This window comes from Corynebacterium sp. (assembly GCF_022712195.1).
Lineage (GTDB): Bacteria > Actinomycetota > Actinomycetes > Mycobacteriales > Mycobacteriaceae > Corynebacterium.
On the sequence record NZ_JALAGY010000072.1, the window covers coordinates 1 to 22525 of the forward strand.

Annotated in this window: 17 protein-coding genes and 1 pseudogene; 12 read left to right on the plus strand and 6 right to left on the minus strand. The window is 70.7% G+C overall.

The annotated features are described in order from the left end of the window. Positions 1-349, minus strand: a pseudogene (locus Q0A34_RS09330) (lipase); the annotation flags it as partial. A 121-nt stretch (positions 350-470) separates the two neighbouring features. Here Q0A34_RS09330 and Q0A34_RS09335 point away from each other — a divergent pair. Continuing rightward, entirely contained in the window at positions 471-1664 is a 1194-nt protein-coding gene (locus Q0A34_RS09335) for a PHB depolymerase family esterase (RefSeq protein WP_291479721.1), read from the plus strand. Positions 1665-1725: 61 nt separating this feature from the next. Here Q0A34_RS09335 and Q0A34_RS09340 read toward each other — a convergent pair whose 3' ends face one another. Continuing rightward, a complete protein-coding gene (locus Q0A34_RS09340; protein ID WP_291479722.1) occupies positions 1726-3087 on the minus strand; it encodes a C1 family peptidase in 1362 nt (453 codons plus the stop codon). Continuing rightward, a complete protein-coding gene (locus Q0A34_RS09345) occupies positions 3087-4538 on the minus strand; it encodes a C1 family peptidase (RefSeq protein ID WP_291479723.1) in 1452 nt (483 codons plus the stop codon). The genes Q0A34_RS09340 and Q0A34_RS09345 overlap by 1 nt, the downstream gene beginning before the upstream one ends. A 150-nt stretch (positions 4539-4688) precedes the next feature. Between Q0A34_RS09345 and Q0A34_RS09350 the strand changes: the two genes are divergently transcribed. The 11 genes from Q0A34_RS09350 (at position 4689) to Q0A34_RS09400 (ending at position 17159) form a co-directional block, all read left to right on the plus strand. Then, a complete protein-coding gene (locus tag Q0A34_RS09350; protein WP_291479724.1) occupies positions 4689-7238 on the plus strand; it encodes a carboxylate--amine ligase/circularly permuted type 2 ATP-grasp protein in 2550 nt (849 codons plus the stop codon). After that, positions 7235-9034 carry a prolyl oligopeptidase family serine peptidase gene (locus Q0A34_RS09355; RefSeq protein ID WP_291479725.1) on the plus strand — a complete coding sequence of 600 codons (1800 nt, stop codon included), beginning with the start codon at positions 7235-7237 and terminating at the stop codon, positions 9032-9034. The genes Q0A34_RS09350 and Q0A34_RS09355 overlap by 4 nt, the downstream gene beginning before the upstream one ends. 34 nt (positions 9035-9068) lie before the next feature. Then, complete coding sequence (locus Q0A34_RS09360) at positions 9069-10439, plus strand: M18 family aminopeptidase (protein ID WP_291479726.1); 1371 nt, start codon at positions 9069-9071, stop codon at positions 10437-10439. After that, on the plus strand, positions 10436-10999 hold the full coding sequence (locus tag Q0A34_RS09365) for a tRNA (cytidine(34)-2'-O)-methyltransferase (RefSeq protein ID WP_291479727.1): 564 nt from the start codon (positions 10436-10438) through the stop codon (positions 10997-10999). The genes Q0A34_RS09360 and Q0A34_RS09365 overlap by 4 nt, the downstream gene beginning before the upstream one ends. A gap of 27 nt (positions 11000-11026) precedes the next feature. Further along, positions 11027-11890 (plus strand): bifunctional methylenetetrahydrofolate dehydrogenase/methenyltetrahydrofolate cyclohydrolase, encoded by an 864-nt coding sequence (locus Q0A34_RS09370; protein WP_291479736.1) that lies wholly within the window; start codon positions 11027-11029, stop codon positions 11888-11890. Beyond that, entirely contained in the window at positions 11887-12303 is a 417-nt protein-coding gene (locus Q0A34_RS09375) for a DUF3017 domain-containing protein (protein WP_291479728.1), read from the plus strand. The genes Q0A34_RS09370 and Q0A34_RS09375 overlap by 4 nt, the downstream gene beginning before the upstream one ends. Before the next feature lie 40 nt (positions 12304-12343). Then, positions 12344-13279 (plus strand): TIGR03571 family LLM class oxidoreductase, encoded by a 936-nt coding sequence (locus Q0A34_RS09380; protein WP_291479737.1) that lies wholly within the window; start codon positions 12344-12346, stop codon positions 13277-13279. 102 nt (positions 13280-13381) lie between these two features. Beyond that, a complete protein-coding gene (locus tag Q0A34_RS09385; RefSeq protein WP_291479729.1) occupies positions 13382-14560 on the plus strand; it encodes an extracellular solute-binding protein in 1179 nt (392 codons plus the stop codon). A gap of 2 nt (positions 14561-14562) precedes the next feature. Continuing rightward, positions 14563-15354, plus strand: a complete 792-nt coding sequence (gene cysT, locus Q0A34_RS09390) for a sulfate ABC transporter permease subunit CysT (protein WP_291479730.1) — start codon at positions 14563-14565, stop codon at positions 15352-15354. After that, positions 15351-16154, plus strand: a complete 804-nt coding sequence (locus Q0A34_RS09395) for a sulfate ABC transporter permease subunit (protein WP_291479731.1) — start codon at positions 15351-15353, stop codon at positions 16152-16154. Before cysT ends, Q0A34_RS09395 begins: the two co-directional genes overlap by 4 nt. Further along, on the plus strand, positions 16155-17159 hold the full coding sequence (locus Q0A34_RS09400) for a TOBE-like domain-containing protein (RefSeq protein WP_291479732.1): 1005 nt from the start codon (positions 16155-16157) through the stop codon (positions 17157-17159). It begins immediately after the preceding gene. Between the two features lie 120 nt (positions 17160-17279). Here the strand turns inward: Q0A34_RS09400 and Q0A34_RS09405 are convergent, their stop codons facing one another. The 3 genes from Q0A34_RS09405 to Q0A34_RS09415 form a co-directional block, all read right to left on the minus strand. Next, positions 17280-18401 carry a homoserine O-acetyltransferase gene (locus Q0A34_RS09405; protein ID WP_291479733.1) on the minus strand — a complete coding sequence of 374 codons (1122 nt, stop codon included), beginning with the start codon at positions 18399-18401 and terminating at the stop codon, positions 17280-17282. Positions 18402-18412: 11 nt separating this feature from the next. After that, the gene (locus Q0A34_RS09410; RefSeq protein ID WP_291479734.1) at positions 18413-19753 is read right to left on the minus strand and encodes an O-acetylhomoserine/O-acetylserine sulfhydrylase; all 1341 of its coding nucleotides are present in this window, start codon (positions 19751-19753) and stop codon (positions 18413-18415) included. Between the two features lie 159 nt (positions 19754-19912). Next, positions 19913-22168 (minus strand): NADP-dependent isocitrate dehydrogenase, encoded by a 2256-nt coding sequence (locus Q0A34_RS09415; RefSeq protein ID WP_291479735.1) that lies wholly within the window; start codon positions 22166-22168, stop codon positions 19913-19915. Positions 22169-22525 lie beyond the last annotated feature (357 nt).

Below are 22525 nucleotides of genomic sequence, written 5' to 3' on the forward strand. Positions count from 1 at the left end.
CGACCCGGTCGCCGTGCTCGGTGGTGGAGGTGTAGAGGATCTTCTCGGCGCTGCCGGGTCCGCCGTCCCCGGCCAGGTCGAGGAGCTGCGGGGCGTCCTGGGACCGGATGAGTTCGCCCGGCTGCCCGGGGAGGGTCTCCGGCGGACGGTAGAAGGGGTCGGTGTCGGGGGAGGGGTCGCCGGCGGGCGGCGGCCAGTTCACCCCGGGCAGGTCGGTGATCTCCGGCACGCCCGGGACACCGTGGGAGCTCTGGGCGGCGGCTCCGGTGAGTCCCGCCGTCACGGCGACTGCTGCAGCTGTGGTCAGTGCGGCGGCACGTGTCAGCATCCGCCTCGTGAAGTACGTCATACCGCTCAGCTTATAGGTGGGCACGGTCATTGTTGTCGCGTTCAATACAATTCGGGGAAAGAACAGGACAGGCAGCGTGGCAGGGTTGATTCTGGGGTATCTGACCAGTAGAAATGGTGGGGTGCAACAGTCCAACCCGCAGGAGCCCCGAGACCTTCCCCCGGTCCGGCGGACGTCGGGCCCCGTCCCTGATCCGCGACCGGACCAGACCGGCGACGAATGGGGCGCCGGCAGCCCCGGCGAACCTGTCGACGAGCGGCCGACGGGCCGCGTGCGCCGCCGGATCAGCAGGTCGCTGGCGGTCCTCACCGCCACGGTGATGGTCGGTGCGCTGGTGTGGGTGGGCCACGCCCCCGCGGGCGAGAACGCGGAGGCCCTGCGCGAGTACCGGGAGCGGACGGTGAGGGACAACGCCGTCGCCGCGTCGGAGAGTATCGTGCCCACCGCGGCGGAGGCGGACCTGGGCCGCGGCCCGCGCCTGGACGGTCCGGCGCCGGGGAACTCGAAGAAGGTCTCCCTGCGCAGCGGCGACCGGACCCGCGAGGGTGTGTTGTCGGTGCCGAAGGACTACGACCCGGAGAAGTCCTACCCGGTGCTGCTGACCTACCACGGCTACCGTGAGACCGCCCAGGGGTTCCACGACTACGCCGGCTTCGACAAGGAGCAGGTGATCACCGTGTCGATGCAGGGGATCGGCAACGCCTGGGAGGGCGCCCCGTACGCCCGGACGAAGGACGGCGAGGACATCCGTTTCACCCGCGACATGCTCGCCGCGCTGAACACGACCTACAACGTCGACCGGTCCCGGGTCTACGCCGCCGGCATGTCCAACGGCGGCGGCATGGTCGCCAAGCTGGCGTGTCGTGAACCCCGGCTGTTCGCCGCCGTCGCCTCCGTCGCCGGGGCGTACTACAGCGGGACGCGGACGAACTGCGTGGAGGACGCCGGCCGTGCACCGTCCTTCCTGGAGATCCACGGGACGAAGGACGAGACGATCGACTACCAGGGCGGCTCGCGTCACGGCGGCACCTACATGGCGGCCCGTGACCTGGTGGAGGACGTCGCCAGCCGGAACCACTGCCAGAGCACGCCGGTGACCACGGCGCTGGCGGGCGACGTCCGGCGTCAGCAGTGGCCGATGTGCTCGCCGGGGACGTCGGTGGTGCACCTGCGGGTCGGCGACGGCGGCCACACCTGGCCGGGAGACGCCTCCGGTGCCTCGGGTGCGGCGTCGGACTCGGCGGAGGCGACGTCCTACTCGCTGGACGCCACCACCGAGGTGTGGGCCTTCCTCTCCGGCCACCAGCTCACCTGACGGGCCCGGAGAGGGGGAGGGGGCAGGTTGTCCCCGGGTAGTGCACCTACGGGAGATGCACCTAGTGGGCCAGGGCGCCCATCGGGTCCCAGGCCGGCAGCACGGTCGGGGTCGTGTCCAGCGCCGCCCGGTACTCCTGCGGGAGCCGGTCGCGGTGCACGGCGATCTCGAAGACGTACTCGTCGAACCAGTTGTCGTTCATGGTCCAGAAGCCCTTCTCCGCGGCCTTCGGGCCCCAGGAGTTCTCCACGCGCCAGCGCACGGGGCGGCCGTCGTTGTCGATGTCGACGCCGGTGAAGACCATGGCGTGCGTCATCTGTGACTCGCCGGTCAGCAGCCGCTCCTCCTTCGTCAGGTCCAGGTCCACACCGTAGAAGCCCTCGTAGTCGTGGAGGTGGGCGTCCCAGATGCCGCGGTCACGGTGGGACTGTGCGGCGGTGTCGCACCCGAACCACACCGGGCGGCCGTCCTGCAGGGACTCCAGCACCGCGGCCTTGATCACCTCGACCGGCGCGTTGACGTAGGTCACCGGGGCACCGCCGACGACGTTGCCCAGGTGCTCCACGGTGAACAGCCCGCCCCTCGGGGAGGTCCGGCGGGGGTCGTCGACCACGCAGACGTACTCGTCCAGGTCGGTGGGGAGGTACTCGGCGGCGAAGTCCCGCGGGGTCATCTCGCCGATGCGGTGGAACTCGTCGTCCCGGTCCCGGTACTGCCAGACGAACCGTTCCGGCGGGGTGCCCAGGTGCACGGTGAGGATGCGGTGGACGTCATCGAGGGTGTCGTGGTGCACGGCCTCGACCGCACCCGGGTCGCCGGCGCTCCATGCCTGCCGCATCCGGGCCGCCCCGGCGCGCAGTGCGGTGCCCAGGTCGCGGTTCATCGCCCGGGTGTCGGAGGACGAGCGGGTCTCGGGCATCGCGTACTTGGGGACGGCGCCGTACTTCTCGACGAGGGCGACGAACATGTTCCACTGCCCGCCGTCCTCCACCGGGTCGGCGAGCAGGTGCTGGACGGTGCGGTCGTCGATGTCCCGGTCGACCAGGCCGGCCATGGCGCCGAGGAAGTGGTTGGCCTTCTCCAGCTTGTCCCAGTAGTGCAGGTAGGTCTGGGAGAGCTCGAGGTCCTTGACGCCGGTGGCGTGGATGACACCGCCGGTGCCGCCGCGCAGGGCGTTGAGCCCGGCGAAGATCCAGCAGCGTCCGGACTTCTTCTGGTCGGCGACGGACCAGGAGTCCAGCTTCACCGAGGTGGTGCTGTCGGTGGTGGCCAGGACGTCGCGGTCGAGGGTGACGGTCTCGACGTTGGCGGCGGTCGCGGCGTTGCGCGCCATGCGGAAGGACGGGTCGGCCCGCAGCCGGTCGCCGAGGTCGGCGAGCTGACGGGGGTCGAGTCCGGTGGTCACGGTCGTTGCAGTAGTCATCAGGCCATCGCATCCCAGATCGGAAGGTCAGTGGTGTCGCCGCGGTCGAGGGCGGCCAGAGCGTCGGTGAAGTCGGCGGAGCCGGAGGGGTCGGAGGAACCGGTCGGGCCGGTGAGTCGCCGCCGGGGGACGACCACCTGGAAGACGTTGTCGGCGAACCAGTTGTCGGCCATGGTGCCGTAGCCGTCGCCGGCGAGGTCGGTGTGCTGGGCGTGGCTCTTCGTGCCCCAGGAGTTCTCCACGCGCCAGCGCAGCTCACCTGCGGGGGAGCGGTCGTACCCGGTGAAGACCATGCCGTGGGTCAGCCGCGATTCGGCGGTGGCCATCTGCTCGGCCTTGGTGGTGGCGGTGTCGGTGCCGTAGAGGGCGTCGAGTTCGAGCAGTTCGGCGTCCCACACCCCGGTGGTGGGGACGAACTGCCGGTTGACGTCGCAGGCGAACCACACCGGTTCGCCGGCGTCGAGACTGTCGGTGACCAGGCGGCGCAGGGTGTCGACGCCGGCGGTGACGTAGCTGAAGTCCCGGGTGCCCCACACGTTGTTCTCGTGGGTGACGCTGAACGCCCGGCCCTCGGGGTGCCGGGGGTCGTGGACGACGCTGACGTAGCTGTCGAGGTCGTCGGGGAGCATCTCGGCGGCGAACTGCTGCGGGGTGTACGTGCCACCCCGGTGGAACCCGTTGTCGGAGTCGCGGTACTGCCAGGTGAACTCCGTGGGCGGCAGGCCCAGGTGCACGGCGGTGACCCGGTGGGCGTCGGCGAGGGTCTCGGCGATCACCTTCTCGGTGGCCTCGGTGGCCTCGGTGGCCTCCGTCGTCTCCGAAGTGCCGTCGCCGGCGGTGACGGCGTCGCGCAGGCGCAGCGCACCGCGGCGCAGGACCGTGCGCAGGCGGCCGTCGAGCTGCGGTGTCCGTCCCGAGGCGAAGGTCTCCGGCATGGCGTAGGACGGCACGACGCCGTACTTCGCCACGAGGTTGGTGAAGTAGTTCCACTGCCCGCCGTCGGACGCCGGCGCCTGCAGCAGGGCGGCGACGGTGCGGTCGTCGAGGTCGGTCACCCCCTCGCGGAACAGCGTCTCCAACGTCCGCAGCACGTGGTTCGACTTCTCGATCTTGTCGTGGAACTGCAGGTAGGTGTGCGAGAACTCGAACTCCTTGACGCCGAGTCGCTCGGCCACCCGGTGGCGGAAGACGTTGTAGGCGGCGAACATCCAGCACCGTCCCGACTGCTTCTGGTCACTGACCCCGAGGGTGTCGAGCTTCACTTCGGTGGTGGGGTCCAGGGCGACGACGGCGTCGCGGTTGAGGGCGACGGCGTTGACGTCCGCCGCGGTGACGGCGTTGCGGGCGATGCGCAGGGCCCGGTCACCGGCGGCGGCGTCGCGCAGCGCGGTGAGCCGGTCAGGGGTGAGCGCCGGGGACGCCCCGGGAGGCGTGGGGGTTGGAGTACTCATGCATCTGTTATACCTCTCGGCTAGCGTGGCGCCATGGGCACCTCCGTGAGAGTGGAAGAGGATCTGCATCTCGTCGACCGGGCCGTCCGTGCGCCCGCCTCCTGTGCCGCGGTGGTGGTGAGGTCTCTGACGGACCCTGGGACGGCCCCTGTGACGGACCCTGTGAGGTTCTCCACGCAGTGTGACCCGGCGCGGCTGGTCTCCCGGACCGCCTTCCACCCGGACGTGGACGGGGTGATGTCGGAGGTGCGCGGCAACCGGGCGCTGGTGGCCCGTGCCGCGGCGGAGGCGGAGGGCGACTGTGCACCTCTGGCCGCCGGCGTCGTGCCGTGGCCACGTCGGGGCGTGCACTCCACCGGGGGTCTGCGGGTCGCGGTCGACTGCGGCGGCGCGGAGGTGACGGCGGTGTGCCGGGGTGTGTCCCGGCATCTCCCGGCGCTGCTGGCGCTCAGCGCGTCCTCCCCGTTCGATGACGGGGGCGAGGACACCGGGTACGCCAGTTCCCGTGCCCTGCAGCGGCCCCGGGGGCCCGCCGTGGGAGCGTACCCGGACGCGCTGTCCCTGGAGGAGTACCACCGGGACATCAGCTTCCTTCGGCGCACCGGTGTGGTGTCGGGGCCCGGCATGATGCACTACGACGTCCGTCCCGCCGTGGGGGCGGAGGGGGCGGTCGAGATCCGGTTGTGTGACGCGTCGTCCTCGACGGCGACGGTGGAGGTGATCGTCGCACTGTGCCGGGCGCTCGTGCGCCGCGAGAGCGCCCTGGTGCGTAGCGGCGCCCCCACCCCGCCGTTGCCGGCCCTGCGGCAGCGCGCGGCGACGTGGAAGGCGGCCCGCTCGGGGATGGAGGGCGACCTGCTCGACCCCGACGACCCCGACGACCCCGGGCCGAGGCCGGCCGGGGACGTCGTCGTCGCCCTGCTGGCACTGCTCACCGACGATCTCGGGGAGGACCGGGGGCGGGTCAGTGACACCCTCCGGTCGATCCTCCGCGCCGGGTCGGGGGCCTACCGTCAGCGGCGCGCGTTGCGCCGCCGGGGCCGTACCGACGATGTCGTCGGGCTGCTCGTCGCCGAGACCCTCGACACCGTCGGCCTGGAGGACGCCACCCCGAGTTCACCGCTGGGGCTGGCGGCCTACGAACCCAGTGTGGTGGACGATCTGGGCCGGTCACTGGGCAGGTCACTGGGCCGTGGCCGCGGAGCGTTCCCGGGGGAGGCCTTCTGGGACGAGGCGGTCGACGCCTCGGGGGCGCCCCGGCCTGCCTCCGCCCCGGCGCTGGAGGCGATGGGCAGGATCGGTGCGCTGCGGCTGCGCGCGCGACTGCGGGAGTCGGAGGAGGAACTCACCGACCGTGGTGTCACCTTCCGCGCCAGCGGCACCGACCGGCACCTGGTGTTCCCGGTCGACCCGATGCCACGGATCATCGACGCGTCGACGTGGCGGACCCTGTCGGCCGGTGTGGAGCAGCGGATGCGGGCGCTCAACGCCTTCCTCGACGACGTCTACGGTGCCCGGGAGATCGTGCAGGCCGGGATCGTGGACATGGCCACCCTGGAGCGGGCCCCGGGGTTCCGGCTGGTGGGGCGTCATGTGGCCCCGGGGCGGGTACGCAACCACGTCAACGGGGCGGACCTGGTGTGCACCGACGACGGGAGGTGGCAGGTGCTCGAGGACAACGTGCGCATGCCGTCGGGGCTGACCTTCGCCCTCGCGGCACGGGAGGTGGTCAGCCACCACTTCCCGGAGATGCTCGAGGCGACCGAGCGGGAGGTCGGCGGGGTGGTCGACCCGTCCGGGGCACTGGAGACGATGTGCGCCACCCTGAGGACGGCGGCGCCCGGGGTGGATCCGGACCGGGCCCATGTCGTCGTGGCCTCGGCCGGCCCGGACGACAGCACCTACGCCGAGCAGTCCCTCATCGCCGAGGTCGGCGGGTTCTCCGTGTGCACCACCGGGGACCTGCTCGTCGACGCCGACGACCGCGGGACGCCCACCCTGTGGGACGTCTCCGGGGCGCGGCGTCGCCGCGTGGACGTGGTCTACATGCGGATGGAGGAGGAGATGTTCCTGTCCTCGACCGGGGTCGACGGGACCGTCCTGCGGGGGCCTTTCCAGGAGGTGCTCGCCGCGGGGACCGTCGCGGTGGCGAACGCCCTGGGCAACGGTGTCGCCGACGACAAGGCCATCTACGCGCGGGTGCCGGAGATGATCGACTTCTACCTCGGTGAGAGCCCTGTCCTGGACCAGGTGACCACCTACCTGTGCTCGGTGCGGGAGCAGCGTGACCGGGTGCTCGACCGGTTGGGCGAGCTGGTCGTCAAGCCGATCGACGGTTACGGCGGGGCGGGGATCACCGTGGGGCCGGAGTGCACCGGGGAGCAGCTGGCGGTGCGCCGCCGGGAACTGCTGACCCACCCCGACCAGTTCATCGCCCAGGAGGTGGTGCGGCTGTCGACCCTGCCGACCTTCGACGGTTTCGGGGTGCAGCGGCGTCACGTGGACCTGCGGATGTTCTCGCATCTGCGGCAACCCGACGGCCCGGGGACGGACGTGGAGGCGTTGACTGTGCCGGCGGCCCTGACCCGCGTGGCGCCGGCCGGGTCGATGATCGTGAACTCCTCGCGTGGCGGCGGCGGGAAGGACACCTGGATACTCACGGAAAGTGTAGAGGGCGGGATGTCGGGGGAGATGCAGTGAGACACACCTACGCCCCCAGCCTCGCGCCCGACGGTTCCGCCATCGCCTACGTGATGCACGACGGTGTCTCGCCCCGGGCCATGCAGTCCCGGTTAACCGGCGGGGAGCGCCCGGTGGTGATCCCGACGGAAGGACCGGCGGTGTCCGTCCGCTACTCCCCGGACGGCCGCTGGCTGGCGGTGGAGGTGGCGCCCCTGGGCACCGAGCGCAACGAGATCTGGCTGGTCTCCAGTGACCCCGCGGACCCCTCGGCGGTCCTGGTCCGTGACAGCGGTGACGCGAAGACCTCCGTGGTGGAGTGGGACAACCGGGTGCTCGCCGTGGACGCCGTGGGGTCCGACGGGGTGGCCGAGGGGCGCCGGTTCGACCCGGAGACCGGCCGTACCGAGGTGGTGGACCGCCGGTCCGACGGCAAACTCGTCGCCGCCGAGAGCGGGTACGCGCTGATGCGTGTCGGCCCCCGGGGGAACCGTGAACTGCTGCTGATCCGCCCTGACGGCTCCTGGCGCCCTGTACTGCCGCCGCAGCCCGGTTCGACCACCGACGACGGCCACATCCTCCCGCCGCAGGACGACGGACCGCCGGTGCTGCTGGTCGTCGGCGACCACGGGGCGGACCGGCGGCGGGTCACGCGGATCCGCGAGCGGGACGGGGTGTTGTCGCGGCGTGAACTGATCGGCCACCCCACCGCCGACGTCGACGAGTTCGTCGTCAGCGGGGACCGCACCACCGCCGCGGTGCTGTGGAACCATGACGGGGTCTCCGCCCTGGAGGTGCTCCTCCTCGACGACGACCACCGGGTGACGGCGCGCCGGTCTGTCCGGCTGCCGGGCATGGTGGGCCGCGGGCTCACCCTCACCGGCGACGGCAGGCAGCTGGCGTTGTCGGTGGAGAGCCCCGACGTCCCGCCGGCGGTGCACCTGGTGGACTGCCGCAGCGGTGACGTGGCCGCCCTTCACCCGGCGGCCGCGGGCCCGGACCGTCCGCTGCTGGCGGAGGTGCAGCAGCCCCAGCTGCTGCACTTCGCGGCCCGGGACGGGGTTGAGCTGTCCGGCTGGCTGTACCGTGGCGCGAACCCGGAGTTCACCCCCGCCGGTGGCCGTCGACCGGTCCTGCTGCACTTCCACGGCGGTCCGGAGGGGCAGTCGCGTCCGGAGCACCATGACGTGCTGCGGGAGGTCATCGACGCGGGGATCACCGTGTTCACCCCGAATGTGCGCGGCTCCTTCGGCGGCGGGCGGACGTTCATGCACGCCGACAACCGGTACGGCAGGTTCGCAGGCATCGACGACCTGGAGGACTGTGTGCGGTTCCTCGTGTCTGCGGGGGTGGCGGACCCGGCGCGGCTGGCGATCAGCGGCCGGTCCTACGGCGGCTACCTGACGAACATCGGGGTCACGTGGTTCCCCTCTCTCTTCCGTGCGGCGGTGTGCGCGTGCGGGATGAGCGACCTGGAGACGTTCTACCGGGACACCGAACCCTGGATCGCCAGCGCGGCGTACCCGAAGTACGGCTACCCCATCCAGGACGACGAGCTGCTGCGCGAGGTCTCCCCGCTGCACCGGGCGGACCGGGTGCGTACCCCGGTGCTGTTCATCCACGGCGCCAACGACACGAACGTGCCGCCGAGCGAGTACCGGCAGATGAAGGCGGCCCTGGACGCCCGTGGGGTGCCCACCGGTGAACTGGTGATGGAGGACGAGGGCCACGAGTTCGTCAAGGCGGTGAACCGTCGGCGGATCGCCGGGCGGATGGTGTCCTTCCTGCGGGAGTGCGGGGTCGCGCCGTCCCCCTGAGACGGCGGCGCGGCCGGGTGGTTAACTGGTCCCCATGACCGGCTCCGACAACAGCGACAACAGCGACATCAGCGACAACAGCGACATCAGTGAGATCAGCGAGTTCATCGACTTCATCGACGCCGCCCCCAGCAGCTACCACGCCGCTGCGGAGGTCGCGTCGCGACTGGACGCCGCCGGATTCCTCCGGCAGGACGAGAAGGACCGGTGGGACGCGTCGCCCGGCGGGCACTACATCGTGCGTGGCGGAGCGGTGCTGGCCTGGCGGATCCCGGCGAGCGGCGGCACCGGCGGCACCGGTGGTACCGGCGGCACAGACGGCACGGCGGCGGAGAGGGCTCGGAGGTTCCGGATCGTGGGCTCCCACACCGATTCGCCGGGGCTGAAGCTCAAGCCGTGCGGTGACGTCACCGGCCCCGGCGGCTGGCGTCAGGCCGCGGTGGAGGTCTACGGCGGGGCGGTCCTGCCGGCCTGGCTGGACCGGGAACTGCGCCTGGCGGGACGGGTCGTGCTGGCCGACGGCTCGGAGCACCTGGTACGCACCGGGCCGGTGCTGCGGGTACCGCACCTGGCGATCCACCTGGACCGTTCGGTCAACAACGGCCTCACCCTGGACCGTCAGCAGCACATGCAGCCGGTGTTCGCCGTCGGGGAGGGTGCGCCGACGATCGGTGAGGTCCTCGCGGACGCCCTCGCCGTCGGGGGTGTCGGGGGAGTGTCGGCCGGGGACATCCTGGCCCATGACCTGATCACGGTCGACGCCCAGCGCGGGGAGGTGTTCGGGGCGCGGGAGGACTTCATCGCCGCAGGCCGCATGGACAACCTCAGCAGCGTGTTCACCTCCCTGGAGGCATTCCTGGCGCTGGGGGAGACCGACGGCATCCCGGTGCTCGCGGCCTTCGACCATGAGGAGGTCGGAAGTGCGACGACCAGTGGTGCGGCGGGGCCGGTGCTGGAGGACGTGCTCACCCGCACCGCCGCGGCGCTGGGGGCGGACGCGGAGGAGACCCGGGCGATGTTCGCCCGGTCGTCCTGCGTCTCCGCCGACGCCGCGCACTCGGTCCACCCCAACTACGCGGGGAAACACGACCCGGTGCACCGCCCGGTGGTCAACGGTGGCCCGGTGCTCAAGGTCAACGCCAACCAGCGCTACGCCTCCGACGCCACCACGTCGGCGCAGTGGCGGGCGGCGTGCCGTGCCGCCGGTGTACCGGACCAGGTCTTCGTGGGCAACAACGACGTGCCGTGCGGGTCGACGATCGGCCCGGTCACGGCGACCAGGCTCGGCATCCCCACCGTGGACGTCGGGGTGCCGCTGCTGTCGATGCACTCCGCCCGGGAGATGGCCGGGGTGCACGACATCGTCTGGTTCACCCGCGCGCTGAAGGCGTGGTGGGAACAGTGAGCGACGGGAGCAACGGGAGCGACGCGCCCGGGTCCGGGCCCTACTGCCACATCCTCTTCGAGCATCCGGCGATCCCCGGCAACACCGGCAGCGCGATCCGCCTGTGCGCCGGGACCGGTGCGACCCTGCACCTCGCCGAACCGTTGGGCTTCAACTTCGACGACAAGCACCTCAGGCGGGCGGGACTGGACTACCACGACCTGGCGGACGTGCACGTCCACCCCTCGCTGGACGCGGCGCTGACCGAGTTGGCCGGACCCGCAGAGGACGCAGGGGACGCAGAGGACGCAGAGGACGCAGCGGCGGCGGGGACGCGGGTGTTCGCCTTCACCACCCACGCCGGCACCTGGTACACCGACATCGACTACCGGCGGGGGGACGTCCTGCTCTTCGGCACCGAACCCACCGGTCTCACCGGGGAGGCGCTGGCCGACCCCAGGATCACCCGGCAGGTGCGTATCCCGATGCTGCCCGGCAGACGCAGCATGAACCTCTCCAACGCCGCCTCGGTGGCCGCGTACGAGGCGTGGCGGCAGGCGGGGTTCCCGGGCGGACGCTGAGGGTGCCATACTGGTGGGGTGACTGAGATGACTGACACCGCCACCACCGCCACCACCCTGGACGGGAAGCTCTACCGCGACGAGATCGTCGAGGACCTCACCCGTCGTGTGGCGGCACTGAAGGAGAAGGGGGTCACACCGGGTCTGGCCACCGTCCTGGTCGGTGACGACCCGGCCAGCCACTCCTACGTGAAGATGAAGCACCGTGACTGCGAGCAGATCGGGGTGAACAGCATCCGGCGTGACCTGCCCGCGGACGTCAGCCAGGAGGAGCTCAACGCCGTCATCGACGAGCTCAACGCCGACCCGGGGTGCACCGGCTACATCGTGCAGCTGCCGCTGCCGGGGCATCTCGACGAGAACGCGGTGCTCGAACGCATCGACCCGGCCAAGGACGCGGACGGCCTGCACCCGGTGAACCTCGGCAAGCTGGTGCTCATGGAGCCCGCGCCGCTGCCCTGCACGCCCAACGGGGCGATCTCCCTGCTGCGCCGCTACGGGGTGGAGCTCGACGGGGCCAAGGCTGTGGTCATCGGGCGTGGGGTCACCGTGGGGCGTCCCATCGGGCTGATGCTGACCCGCCGTTCGGAGAACTCCACGGTGGTGCTGTGCCACACCGGGACGAAGGACCTGGTCAAGGAGACCCGCGACGCCGACATCATCGTCGCCGCCGCGGGTAAGCCGCACATGCTCACCGCCGACATGGTCAAGCCCGGCGCCGCCGTGCTCGACGTGGGGGTGTCGCGGGTCGACGGGAAGCTCGCCGGTGACGTCCACCCGGACGTGTGGGGTGTCGCCGGTGCGGTGTCGCCGAACCCCGGTGGTGTGGGCCCGCTGACGCGCGCCTTCCTCATCCACAATGTCGTGGAACGCGCGGAGCGGCTGGTGTGAGTGGCGGGGACGCCGGCCGCGGCACAGGCGGTGCAGACGGCGCCGACGGTGCCGACGACAGAGCGGATCTCGTCGAACTGACGCCGGCTGAGCGCCGCACACTGCTGCGCAACCCGCACGACGCCCGGGTGCCCCACTCGCGGGTGAACCAGACCCTGCAGATGCTGCTAGTCATCGGTTTCGTGCTGGTGATGGTCGTGGGTCTGGCGTTCCTCGTGGCGGACCGGTGGCGTCGGGGGACCGTCACCGTGGGCACGGGCATGCTCGTCCTCGGCGCGCTGCGCTGGGTGGTCGACGGTGAGATCCTGGGGGTGCTCTCCGTCCGCTCGCGGAAATTCGACTCGGTGTTCTGTCTCGTCGTCGGTGCGTCGATGCTGCTGGTGGCGGTGTCGGTGGACTCGCTGGGGAGCTGAGGGGGTGACGGGCCCGGGGGCGGTCGCCGACCTGCCGGGGATGCGCCGGACCTTCGCCGAGGGGGAACTGACCCTGGGGCTTGCACTGCCCGTGGGGGCCGGCTCCACCGACGCCGTCAACGGCGGCGACGCTGACGGGCTCGCCCGCCAGGTCGCGCTCGTCCAGGCCGCGGAGCAGGCCGGGGTCGCCGCGGTGTGGGCCCGGGACATCCCCCTGCGTGTGGACACCTTCGGTGACGTCGGGCAGGTCCACGACCCGTTCATGTACCTCGCCTGGTTGGCGGCGCAGACCGGGGGCATCGCACTCGGCACGGCCGCGGTGGTGCTGCCCCTGGCGCACCCCCTGCTGCTGGCGAAACGGTCCGCGGGACTGGACCGGCTCAGCGGCGGACGGTTTCTCATGGGGGTGGCCAGCGGTGACCGCCCGGAGGAGTTCCCGGCCTTCGGCATGGAGAAGGGGGAGCGGGCCGCGGTGTTCCGTGAGCACCTGGAGGTCCTGGAGGCCGGCTGGGCGTCCACGGGGCGGCCGGTGCGCTGGTCGCGGGGCAGGATGGGCGGGGCGGACGTCGTCCCGAAGCCGACGGTGGGCCGGGTGCCGGTGCTGCCGACGGGGTCGTGCCAGCAGAACATGGACTATAACGCCGCCCACGGCGACGGGTGGATCACCTACCACCGGGCCCTGCCGAGGCAGAGGGTGATGGTGGACCGGTGGCGGGCGGCCTGTGACGGGGTCTTCCGTCCTTTCGCCGAGTCGATGTGGGTCGATCTCGCGGAGGACCCCGACCTGCCGGTGGAGGGCGCCGACTTCGGTTACCGCACGGGGCGCGCCGGGTTGCTGGAGATCCTGTCCTCGCAGCGGGAGATGGGGGTCAACCACGTGTCGCTGCAGCTCCGGAGCAGGACGCGGACGGTGGGGGAGATGCTGGGTGAGCTCGCCGAGCACGTGCTACCCGAGTTTCCCGCCCTGCCGGCATGATTCCATTCGCCGTGAATCGAATTCTGCGGCGTGGACACGGCGGCCCGATAGTGTCTCCTGCGTAGTAGACAGAGCAGTCTGTGCGGAGGAGAGGACAGCGACGTGGCGTTCAAACCCAACCTGGGGGCGGTACTCGTCGGTGCCGGCCTGGTGGCCGTCGCCGCCGTGTTCACCCTGCCCGGGGGCACCGTCGACGACCCGGACGTCGTCGACGTCTCCTCCGGTGACGAGCGGCTGAACCTGGTCGCCTACGCCGTCCCCAAGCCAGGGTTCGAGGCCGTCATCCGCGGATTCCGGGACACCCCGGACGGGCGCGACACCGGTTTCGCGGAGAGCTACGGCGCCTCCGGGGACCAGTCGCGCAAGGTCGCCCGGCACCTGCCCACCGACATCGTGAACTTCTCCGTCGAGCCTGACGTCACCCGGCTCGTCGACGGCGGTCTTGTCGCGGACGACTGGCGGGAGGGCGTGCCCGGCGACGAGTCCGGCCGGTCGGTGCCCTTCGGCTCCGTCGTCTCCTTCGTCACCCGGGAGGGCAACCCGCACGGGCTGGAGAGCTGGGACGACCTGCTGGCACCGGGCATCGAGGTCATCAGCCCGAACCCGGCCAGTTCCGGGTCGGCGAAGTGGAACCTGCTCGCCCCCTACGCCAGCTGGTTCTTCCAGGCGCGCGACGGCGGGGCCGACACCGCGACCGCCCACTCCGAGGCGCTCGACAAACTCACCCGCCTGGTCGGCGAGCACTTCACCGTCCGGCCGAAGTCCGGACGTGAGGCGACCTCCGCCTTCGAGGGCGGCCAGGGCGACGTCCTGCTGTCCTACGAGAACGAGGCGATCGAACTGGACCGCCACGGCGCGCGGATCGACTACACCGTCCCGGTCGACACCTTCCGCATCGAGAACCCCGTCGCGGTCGTGGACACCTCCGGGGGCCCGGACGGCGACATGGCGAAGGCCACGCAGTTCCGCGACTACCTGTTCACCCCGGAGGCGGAGAGACTGTGGGCCTCCGAGGGGTTCCGGCCCGGGCCGGACCTGTTCAGCGACTCCACGGACGTCATCGACACCCTGCCGGCGGAGCAACGCGGGGCCTTCCGGCCGCTGGACACGGTGCACACCATCGACGAACTCGCCGACGCCTTCCGGGACATGGACCCGGACCTGGATCCGGACGGGGACGTGGCCGACTGGGACATCGTCGACTCGGTGCTGTTCAAGCGTGCGAGTCCCGGCAGCGGCGGGACCGACGGCGCCATCACGACGATCTACAAGGCGGTGTGAGAATGGGTGCGAGAAGGACGAAACTCAGCATGGGCACGGCCACCCTGTGGCTGTCCGTCATCGTGCTGCTCCCGTTGATCGCCCTGACCACGGAGGCGTTCTCCGGGGGGATCGGCGGGTTCCTGGACGCGGTGACCGCCCAGGGAGCCCGGGACACCCTGTGGGTGACCGCGAAGGTCTCCCTCGTGGTGGCACTGATCAACATGGTCACCGGCACCCTGATCGCCTGGGTGCTGGTGCGCGACGACTTCCCCGGGAAGCGGATCGTGGACGCGGTCATCGACCTGCCGTTCGCCCTGCCCACCATCGTCGCCTCCCTGGTGCTGCTCAGCCTGTACGGGCCGGACAGCCCGATGAACATCACCCTCAATGCCACGCAGCCCGCCCTGGTCATCGCGCTGGCGTTCGTCACCCTCCCCTTCGTCGTGCGCTCGGTGCAGCCCGTGCTCATCGAGCTCGACCACGACGTCGAGGAGGCCGCGGCGTCGTTGGGGGCGTCGAACGCCACGATCTTCCGCCGGATCATCCTGCCGGCCCTGTGGCCCGCGGTGCTCTCCGGGACGGGCCTCGCCTTCGCCCGGGCGATCGGCGAGTACGGCTCGGTGGTGCTCATCGGCGGGAACGTCCCCGGCGAGACCCAGGTCGCCTCCCAGTACATCCAGGAGCAGATCGAGTCGGACGTCCCGTCCGCCGCCGCAGCGGTCTCCGTGACCCTCCTGGCCATCACCTTCATCGTCCTCCTCGTCCTCCGTCTCGTCGGGGAACGCAGCACACGGAAGGAGCAGGACGCGTGACACAGTCGAAGACCAGTGTCCTGACACTGCGCACCCTCGCCCTGGTCTACCTGGCGGTCCTCGTCGCACTGCCGGTCGGCACCATCCTGTGGCGCACCGCCGAGCCCGGTCTCGGGCAGTTCCTGGAGTGGATCACCACCCCTGCGGCGGTGTCGGCCCTGCAGACCTCGCTGCTCATCGTGGCGGTCACCGTCCCGCTCAACGTGGTCTTCGGCATCGTCGTCGCCCTCGGACTGGTGCGGGGGAGGTTCCCCGGCAAGGCACTGGTGCAGGCGGTCGTGGACCTGCCCTTCGCCGTGTCGCCGGTGATCGTCGGTGTCGCCCTGATCATGCTGTGGGGCACCGACGGCTGGTTCGGCGGAGTGGAGGACCTCGGCTTCCGGGTGATCTTCGGCCTGCCCGGCATGGTGCTGGCCACCGTGTTCGTCACACTCCCGTTCATCGTCCGGGAGGTGGAGCCGGTGCTGCGTGAGATCGGCACCGAGCAGGAGCAGGCGGCGTCCACCCTGGGGGCGTCCCCCTGGCAGACGTTCCGCCGCATCACCCTCCCGTCGATCCGGTGGGGCCTGTCCTACGGCATCGTGCTGACCGTCGCCCGCGCCCTCGGGGAGTTCGGCGCGGTGATCATGGTCGCCTCGGGGTTCGCCGGGGGCGGGCAGACCCTGACCCTGCTGGTGCACGCCCGCTACCTCGACGACAACAACGTCTACGGCGCGTACGCCGCGGCGACCCTGCTGATGATCGTCTCGGTGATCGTCCTGGTCGTCATGACCCTGCTGCAGAAGAAGAAGGTTACCTAAATGGCTATCTCCGTCTCCCACGCCGTGAAGACCTACGGTGACTTCACGGCCCTCGACGACGTCTCCCTCGAGATCCCCGAGGGCTCCCTCACCGCGCTGCTGGGGCCGTCCGGGTCGGGCAAGTCCACCCTGCTGCGCACCATCGCGGGACTGGAACAGCCCGACTCCGGCGCGGTGGTCATCGACGGTGCCGACGTGACCCGCCTGTCGCCCCAGGACCGCGGGATCGGCTTCGTCTTCCAGCACTACGCCGCCTTCAAGCACATGACCGTGCGCGACAACGTGGCCTTCGGGCTGTCGGTACGTAAACGGCCGAAGAAGGAGATCGACCGTCGGGTCGACGAGCTGCTCGAGATCGTGGGCCTCGCCGGCTACCACACCCGGTACCCCTCGCAGCTCTCCGGCGGCCAGCGGCAGCGGATGGCGTTGGCGCGGGCTCTCGCCCCGAACCCGGGCGTCCTGCTGCTGGACGAACCGTTCGGGGCGCTGGACGCCAAGGTGCGCGAGGACCTGCGCACCTGGCTGCGCCACATGCACGAGGAGTTCACCGTGACCACCGTGCTCGTCACCCACGACCAGGAGGAGGCGCTCGACGTCGCCGACCGCATCGCCGTGATGGGGGACGGGCGGATCGAGCAGGTCGGCACCCCCACCGAACTGTACGACGCCCCGGAGACGCCGTTCGTGCAGTCCTTCCTGGGCCACGTCACCGAGCTGGCTGGACGCACGGTGCGGCCGCACGACATCAGGCTGGGACGCAACGCCGACCCTGAGGTGCCCGGCAACGAGATCGCCGCCACCGACGTGCGTGAGGCGGTGGTCGAACGGGTGGCGGTGCTGGGATTCGAGGTGCGGGTCGAGCTCACCGACGCCGGGAACGGCCGGCGGTTCACCGCCCAGGTCACCCGCGGGGACGCACGCACGCTGGGACTGGGGTCCGACAGCGTCGGGGACACCGTCTACGCCCGGGCGACGGAGGCCGCCGTGCCCGGCACGGCGGGGTGACCCCGGGGCACGCGACGAAGGCACCGTCCTGGGTACGCCCCCGGCCTCGGGGACGTGCACAGGACGGTGCCTTCTTGTCGGGTGGTCCGTCCCCCGGTGCCCTCCACGGCGCCGGCCGGGTCAGCGCTGTGCGAGCAGCGCCGCCTTGGTCAGGAACTTGTCGAGGATGACCGTCATCTGACGGGTCTCGGTGAGGAAGCCGTCGTGCCCGGTGGGGGAGGTGATCTTCGACAGGCCGATGAAGTCCCCGAGGTTGCGGGAGAGGTGCTCCTGCTGGTGGTACGGGTAGAGGATGTCGGTGTCGATGCCGGCGACCATGGTGGGCACCTGGGACGAGCCCAGGACCGCGTTCATGCCGCCGCGGCCGCGCCCGACGTCGTGCCGGTTCAGCGCGTCGGTGAGGATCACGTAGCTGCCGGCGTCGAACCGTGCCTCCAGCTTCTCCGCCTGACGGTCCAGGTAGCTCTCCACGGCGAAGCGCTCCGTGGGGGAGTGGTAGGGGCCGTAGGGGTTCTCACCCGGCTGCGGGTCGGTGGAGAAGCGCTCGTCGAGCTCCAGTTCGCCGCGGTAGGTCAGGTGCGCGATGCGTCGGGCCTGGCCCAGGCCGTGGGAGGGGATGCGGCCGGAGCCGTGGTAGTCGCCGTCCTGCCAGCAGGGGTCGGCGGTGATGAAGCGGATCTGGGCGGACTGGATGCCGATCTGCCACGCCGAGGCGCGGGCGGAGACCGCCACGGGCAGCGCGGCCTCGACGACCTCGGGGTACATGAACGTCCACTCCAGGACCCGGGCCCCGCCCATGGACGCCCCGACCACACCGCGGATGCGGCGGAGGCCGAGGACGTCGATGAGCAGCGTCTTCTCAGCGGCGACGAGGTCGCGGATCGACAGGGCGGGGAAGCGTGACCCCCAGTGGCCGCCGTCGGGGTGGGGGGAGGACGGTCCGGTGGAGCCCTGGCAGCCCCCCAGGCAGTTCGCGCAGAGCACCAGGTAGCGCTGGGTGTCCAGCGCGAGGCCGGGGCCGATGATGCCGGCCCACCAGTCTGCGGCGTCGGCGTCGCCGGTGAGCGCGTGCTCGATGACGATCACCGGGCGGGCGACGGCCTCCTCGGCCGGGCCCTCGTACCAGGCGAAGAGACGCAGCTCCGCGCCGGGGATGTCCACCCCCGCCTCGGTGGTGAAGGTGCCGATCGGCACGGTCACCGAGGAGTGGGACGCGGGCAGGGACCGGGGGTCGATGCTCATGGGGGCGTGCCTCAGCTGATCGCGTCGAAGCCGCGGCGCAGGTCGGCGAGGATGTCCTCGATGTCCTCGATGCCCACCGAGAGGCGGACGGTCGCGAGGTTCACGCCGGCCCGGGTCAGCCCCTCGCGGTCGGACTGCGAGTGGGTGGTGGTGGCCGGGTGCACGACCAGGGAGCGCACGTCGCCGACGTTGGCCAGGTTGGAGTGCAGCTTCAGGGCGTCGATGAACGCCCACGCCTTGTCGCGGGCCTCGTCGGACCAGACGTCGTCGACGGCGAGGTCGAAGGACAGGACGGAGCCGGTGTACTCCAGACCCAGCTTCTCCTTGGTGGCGTACCACGGGGAGTCCGGCAGTCCGGCGTAGTTCACGGTGGCCACCGCGGGGTTCTCGGCGAGGGAGCCGGCGACGACCGCGGCGTTCTCGTTGTGCCTGCGTACGCGCAGGGCGAGGGTGTCCAGGCCCTGGATGGTGACCCAGGCGTTGAAGGCGGAGATCGTCGCACCGGTGTCACGCAGCAGGCCGACCCGGGCCTTCAGGCCGAAGGCGGCGGCACCGAGGTCGGCGTACTTCAGGCCGTGGTAGGCGGGGTCCGGGGTGACGAAGGAGGGGAAGACCGGCTCGCCGTCGCGCTCCACGGTCCAGTCGAAGGAGCCGCCGTCGACGAGGATGCCGCCGAGGCCGGAGCCGTTGCCGGTGTAGAACTTGGTCAGGGAGGCCACGACGATGTCCGCGCCGAGTTCCAGGGGACGCACCAGGGCGGCGGTGGCGACGGTGTTGTCCACGATGAGCGGGACGTTGTTGCGGTGGGCGACCTCGGCCACGGCGGGGATGTCCAGGACGTCGGCCTGGGGGTTGGCGAAGGTCTCGCCGTAGAAGGCCTTGGTGTTCGGCTGGACGGCGGCCTGCCAGGAGTCGAGGTCGTCGGGGTCCTCCACGAAGGTGACCTCGATGCCCAGGCGGGCGAGGGTGACGCCGAAGAGGGTCTCCGTGCCGCCGTAGAGCCGTGGGGAGGTGACGATGTGGTCGCCGGCACCGGCGAGGTTGAGGATCGCGGCGGTCTCGGCGGCCTGGCCGGAGGCGAAGGCCACGGCGTGGACGCCGCCTTCCAGGGACCCGATGCGGTTCTCCAGGGCCTCCTGGGTGGGGTTGGTCAGGCGGCTGTAGACCGGACCGAGGTCCTCGAGGGCGAAGCGCTGCTTGGCGTGCTCGGCGGAGTCGAAGACGTAGGAGGTGGTGAGGTAGATCGGCTGGTTCCGGGCGCCGGTGTCGGAGTCCACGGTCTGGCCGGCGTGGACGGCGCGGGAGGCGAATCCCCAGGAGGCGGAGTCGGAGTTGTCGTACCTGGTGCTCATCTGTGGTGGTCCCTTCGGGGGTCGGTGTGTCGTTTCGCTGGGAACACGATAACCCACCGGAGGGGGAGCAGCAAACAGCTCGGTCTACTTTGAGTCGACACCGCAGGTCACGGCGTTGAATCAAGTAGACCGAGCTGTCCGGACGGTACTACCGGCGCATCAGGAGTTGCGCGCGGTGAGCCCGTCGATCACGGCGTTGAAGGTGGCGGACGGACGCATGACCTTCGTGGTCTTCTCCTCGTCCAGCCAGTAGTATCCGCCCAGCTCGGCCGAGGAGCCCTGACCGCTGCGCATCTCCTTCTTCACGGTCTCGTACTTCTCCTCCAGCTCCCGGGCCACCGGGGCGAAGATCTCGGCGAGCTCGGGGTCCTCGGTCTGCCGGGAGAGGTTCAGCGCCCAGTACCGTGCCAGCCAGTAGTGGCTTCCACGGTTGTCGATCTCGCCCACGACACGGGCGGGGGACAGGTCCTCGTTGAGGATGCGCTCCGTGGCGGCGTCCAGGGCGTCTGCCAGGATCGGGGTGCGGGGGTTGTTGTCCGTCTCGGCGAGCTTGCGCAGCGACTCCGCCAGGGCCAGGAACTCGCCCAGGGAGTCCCAGCGCAGGTAGTCCTCCTCGATGAGCTGCTGCACGTGCTTCGGGGCGGAGCCGCCGGCACCGGTCTCGAACAGTCCGCCGCCGGCGATCAGCGGCACGATGGACAGCATCTTGGCGCTGGTGCCCAGCTCCATGATGGGGAAGAGGTCGGTGAGGTAGTCGCGCAGCACGTTGCCGGAGACGGAGATGGTGTCCTCGCCGGCACGGATGCGGTCGACGGACAGCTGGCAGGCCTCCTCGGGGGAGAGGATGCGGATGTCCAGGCCCTCGGTGTCGCCGACGAGCCCGGTGTCCTTGAGGTACTCCTCGACCTTGGCGGTGATGTTGCGGTCGTGGGCGCGCTCCGGGTCGAGCCAGAACACGGCCGGGGCGCCGGTCTTGCGGGCCCGGTCGACGGCGAGCCGCACCCAGTCGCGGATCGGCACGTCCTTGGCCTGGCAGGCGCGCCAGATGTCTCCGGGGGAGACGGTGTGGGACATGAGCACCTCGCCGGAGGAGTCCACGACCTCGACGGTGCCCTCGGACTCGATGCGGAAGGTCTTGTCGTGGGAGCCGTACTCCTCGGCCTTCTGCGCCATCAGGCCGACGTTCGGGACGGTGCCCATGGTGGTCGGGTCGAAGGCGCCGTTCTTGCGGCAGTCCTCGATGACGGTCTGAAAGACACCGGCGTAGGAGGAGTCGGGGATGACGGCGAGGGCGTCCTGCTCTCGGTCGTCCTTGTTCCACATGTGTCCGCCGCTGCGGATCATGGCGGGCATGGAGGCGTCGACGATGATGTCGGACGGCACGTGCAGGCCGGTGATGCCCTTCTGGGAGTTCACCATGGCCAGGTCGGGGCCCTCCTCCAGAGCCCGGTCGAAGGCCTCGCGGATCTCGGCCGCCAGGTCGTCGCCGATCTTGTCGGCGTAGTCCTCGAGACCGGAGTAGATGGCGGCGAGGCCGTTCTCGCCGTTGAGTCCCCTGGACAGCAGGGTGGCGCCGTACTTCTCGAAGACGTCGGAGAAGTAGGCGCGCACCACGTGGCCGAAGATGATCGGGTCGGAGACCTTCATCATGGTGGCCTTGAGGTGCGCGGAGAAGAGGATGCCCTCCTCCTTGGCGCGGGCGACCTGCGCCTTGAGGAACTCGTCGAGCTCCCGGGCCCGCAGGACCGTCGCGTCGACGATCTCCTTGTCCAGGACCTCCAGGCCGTCCTTGAGGACGGTCGTCGTCCCGTCGGCGCCCACGAGACGGATGGTGAGGGTGTCGTCGCCGTCGATGATGACGGACTGCTCGTTGTGGCGGAAGTCCCCGTCGGACATGGTGGACACGTTCGTCTTCGAGTCCGCGGACCATTCGCCCATGTGGTGCGGGTGCTTGCGGGCGAAGTTCTTCACGGCCTTCGGTGCGCGCCGGTCGGAGTTGCCCTCACGCAGGACGGGGTTCACCGCGGAGCCCTTGACGGAGTCGTAACGGGCGCGGGCGTCCTTCTCCGCGTCCGTGGCAGGCTCGTCCGGGTAGTCCGGCAGGTCGTATCCGTGCTCCTGCAGCTCGCTGATCGCGGCCTTGAGCTGGGGCACCGACGCGGAGATGTTCGGGAGCTTGATGATGTTCGCGTCCGGCTTCTTGGTGAGCTCACCGAGCTCGGCGAGGGCGTCGTGGACGCGCTGCTCCTCAGGGAGGACGTCATTGAACGCCGAGAGGATCCGGGCGGCCAGGGAGATGTCCCGCGTCTCGACGGCGACGCCGGACGTGGAGGCGAAGGCCTCGATGACGGGCTTCAACGAGTACGTCGCGAGTAGCGGGGCTTCGTCTGTCCTGGTGTAGATGATCTTGGCCATGGGCCGGTGTCTCCCTCTTCGATAGTCAGTGCAGCGACGCGTCGGTTGCCCCCATGGTGAGGGACGCGGACGGGCGCACCTGCGATTATTCGTCTCGTTCTGTGGTGATGCCTTCGTGTGGAAGGGTGCCGCTCGGGCATCTACTATCGCGATAATACGGCAATGCCGGTCGCTCTGACGGTCGCGGGGCGGCGGATACCCTACACCCGGGGATAGACCGTTATCCCGATATCAGTGAAATCTCCCCGGAGACGGCGGGGAGGTTCCGGGAATAGATCTGAATCGATACCGGTTGCCCTCTCCTGTGGCACCCGCCGACCGGACCGACCACGTAACCCCACACCCCCGACCCCACCC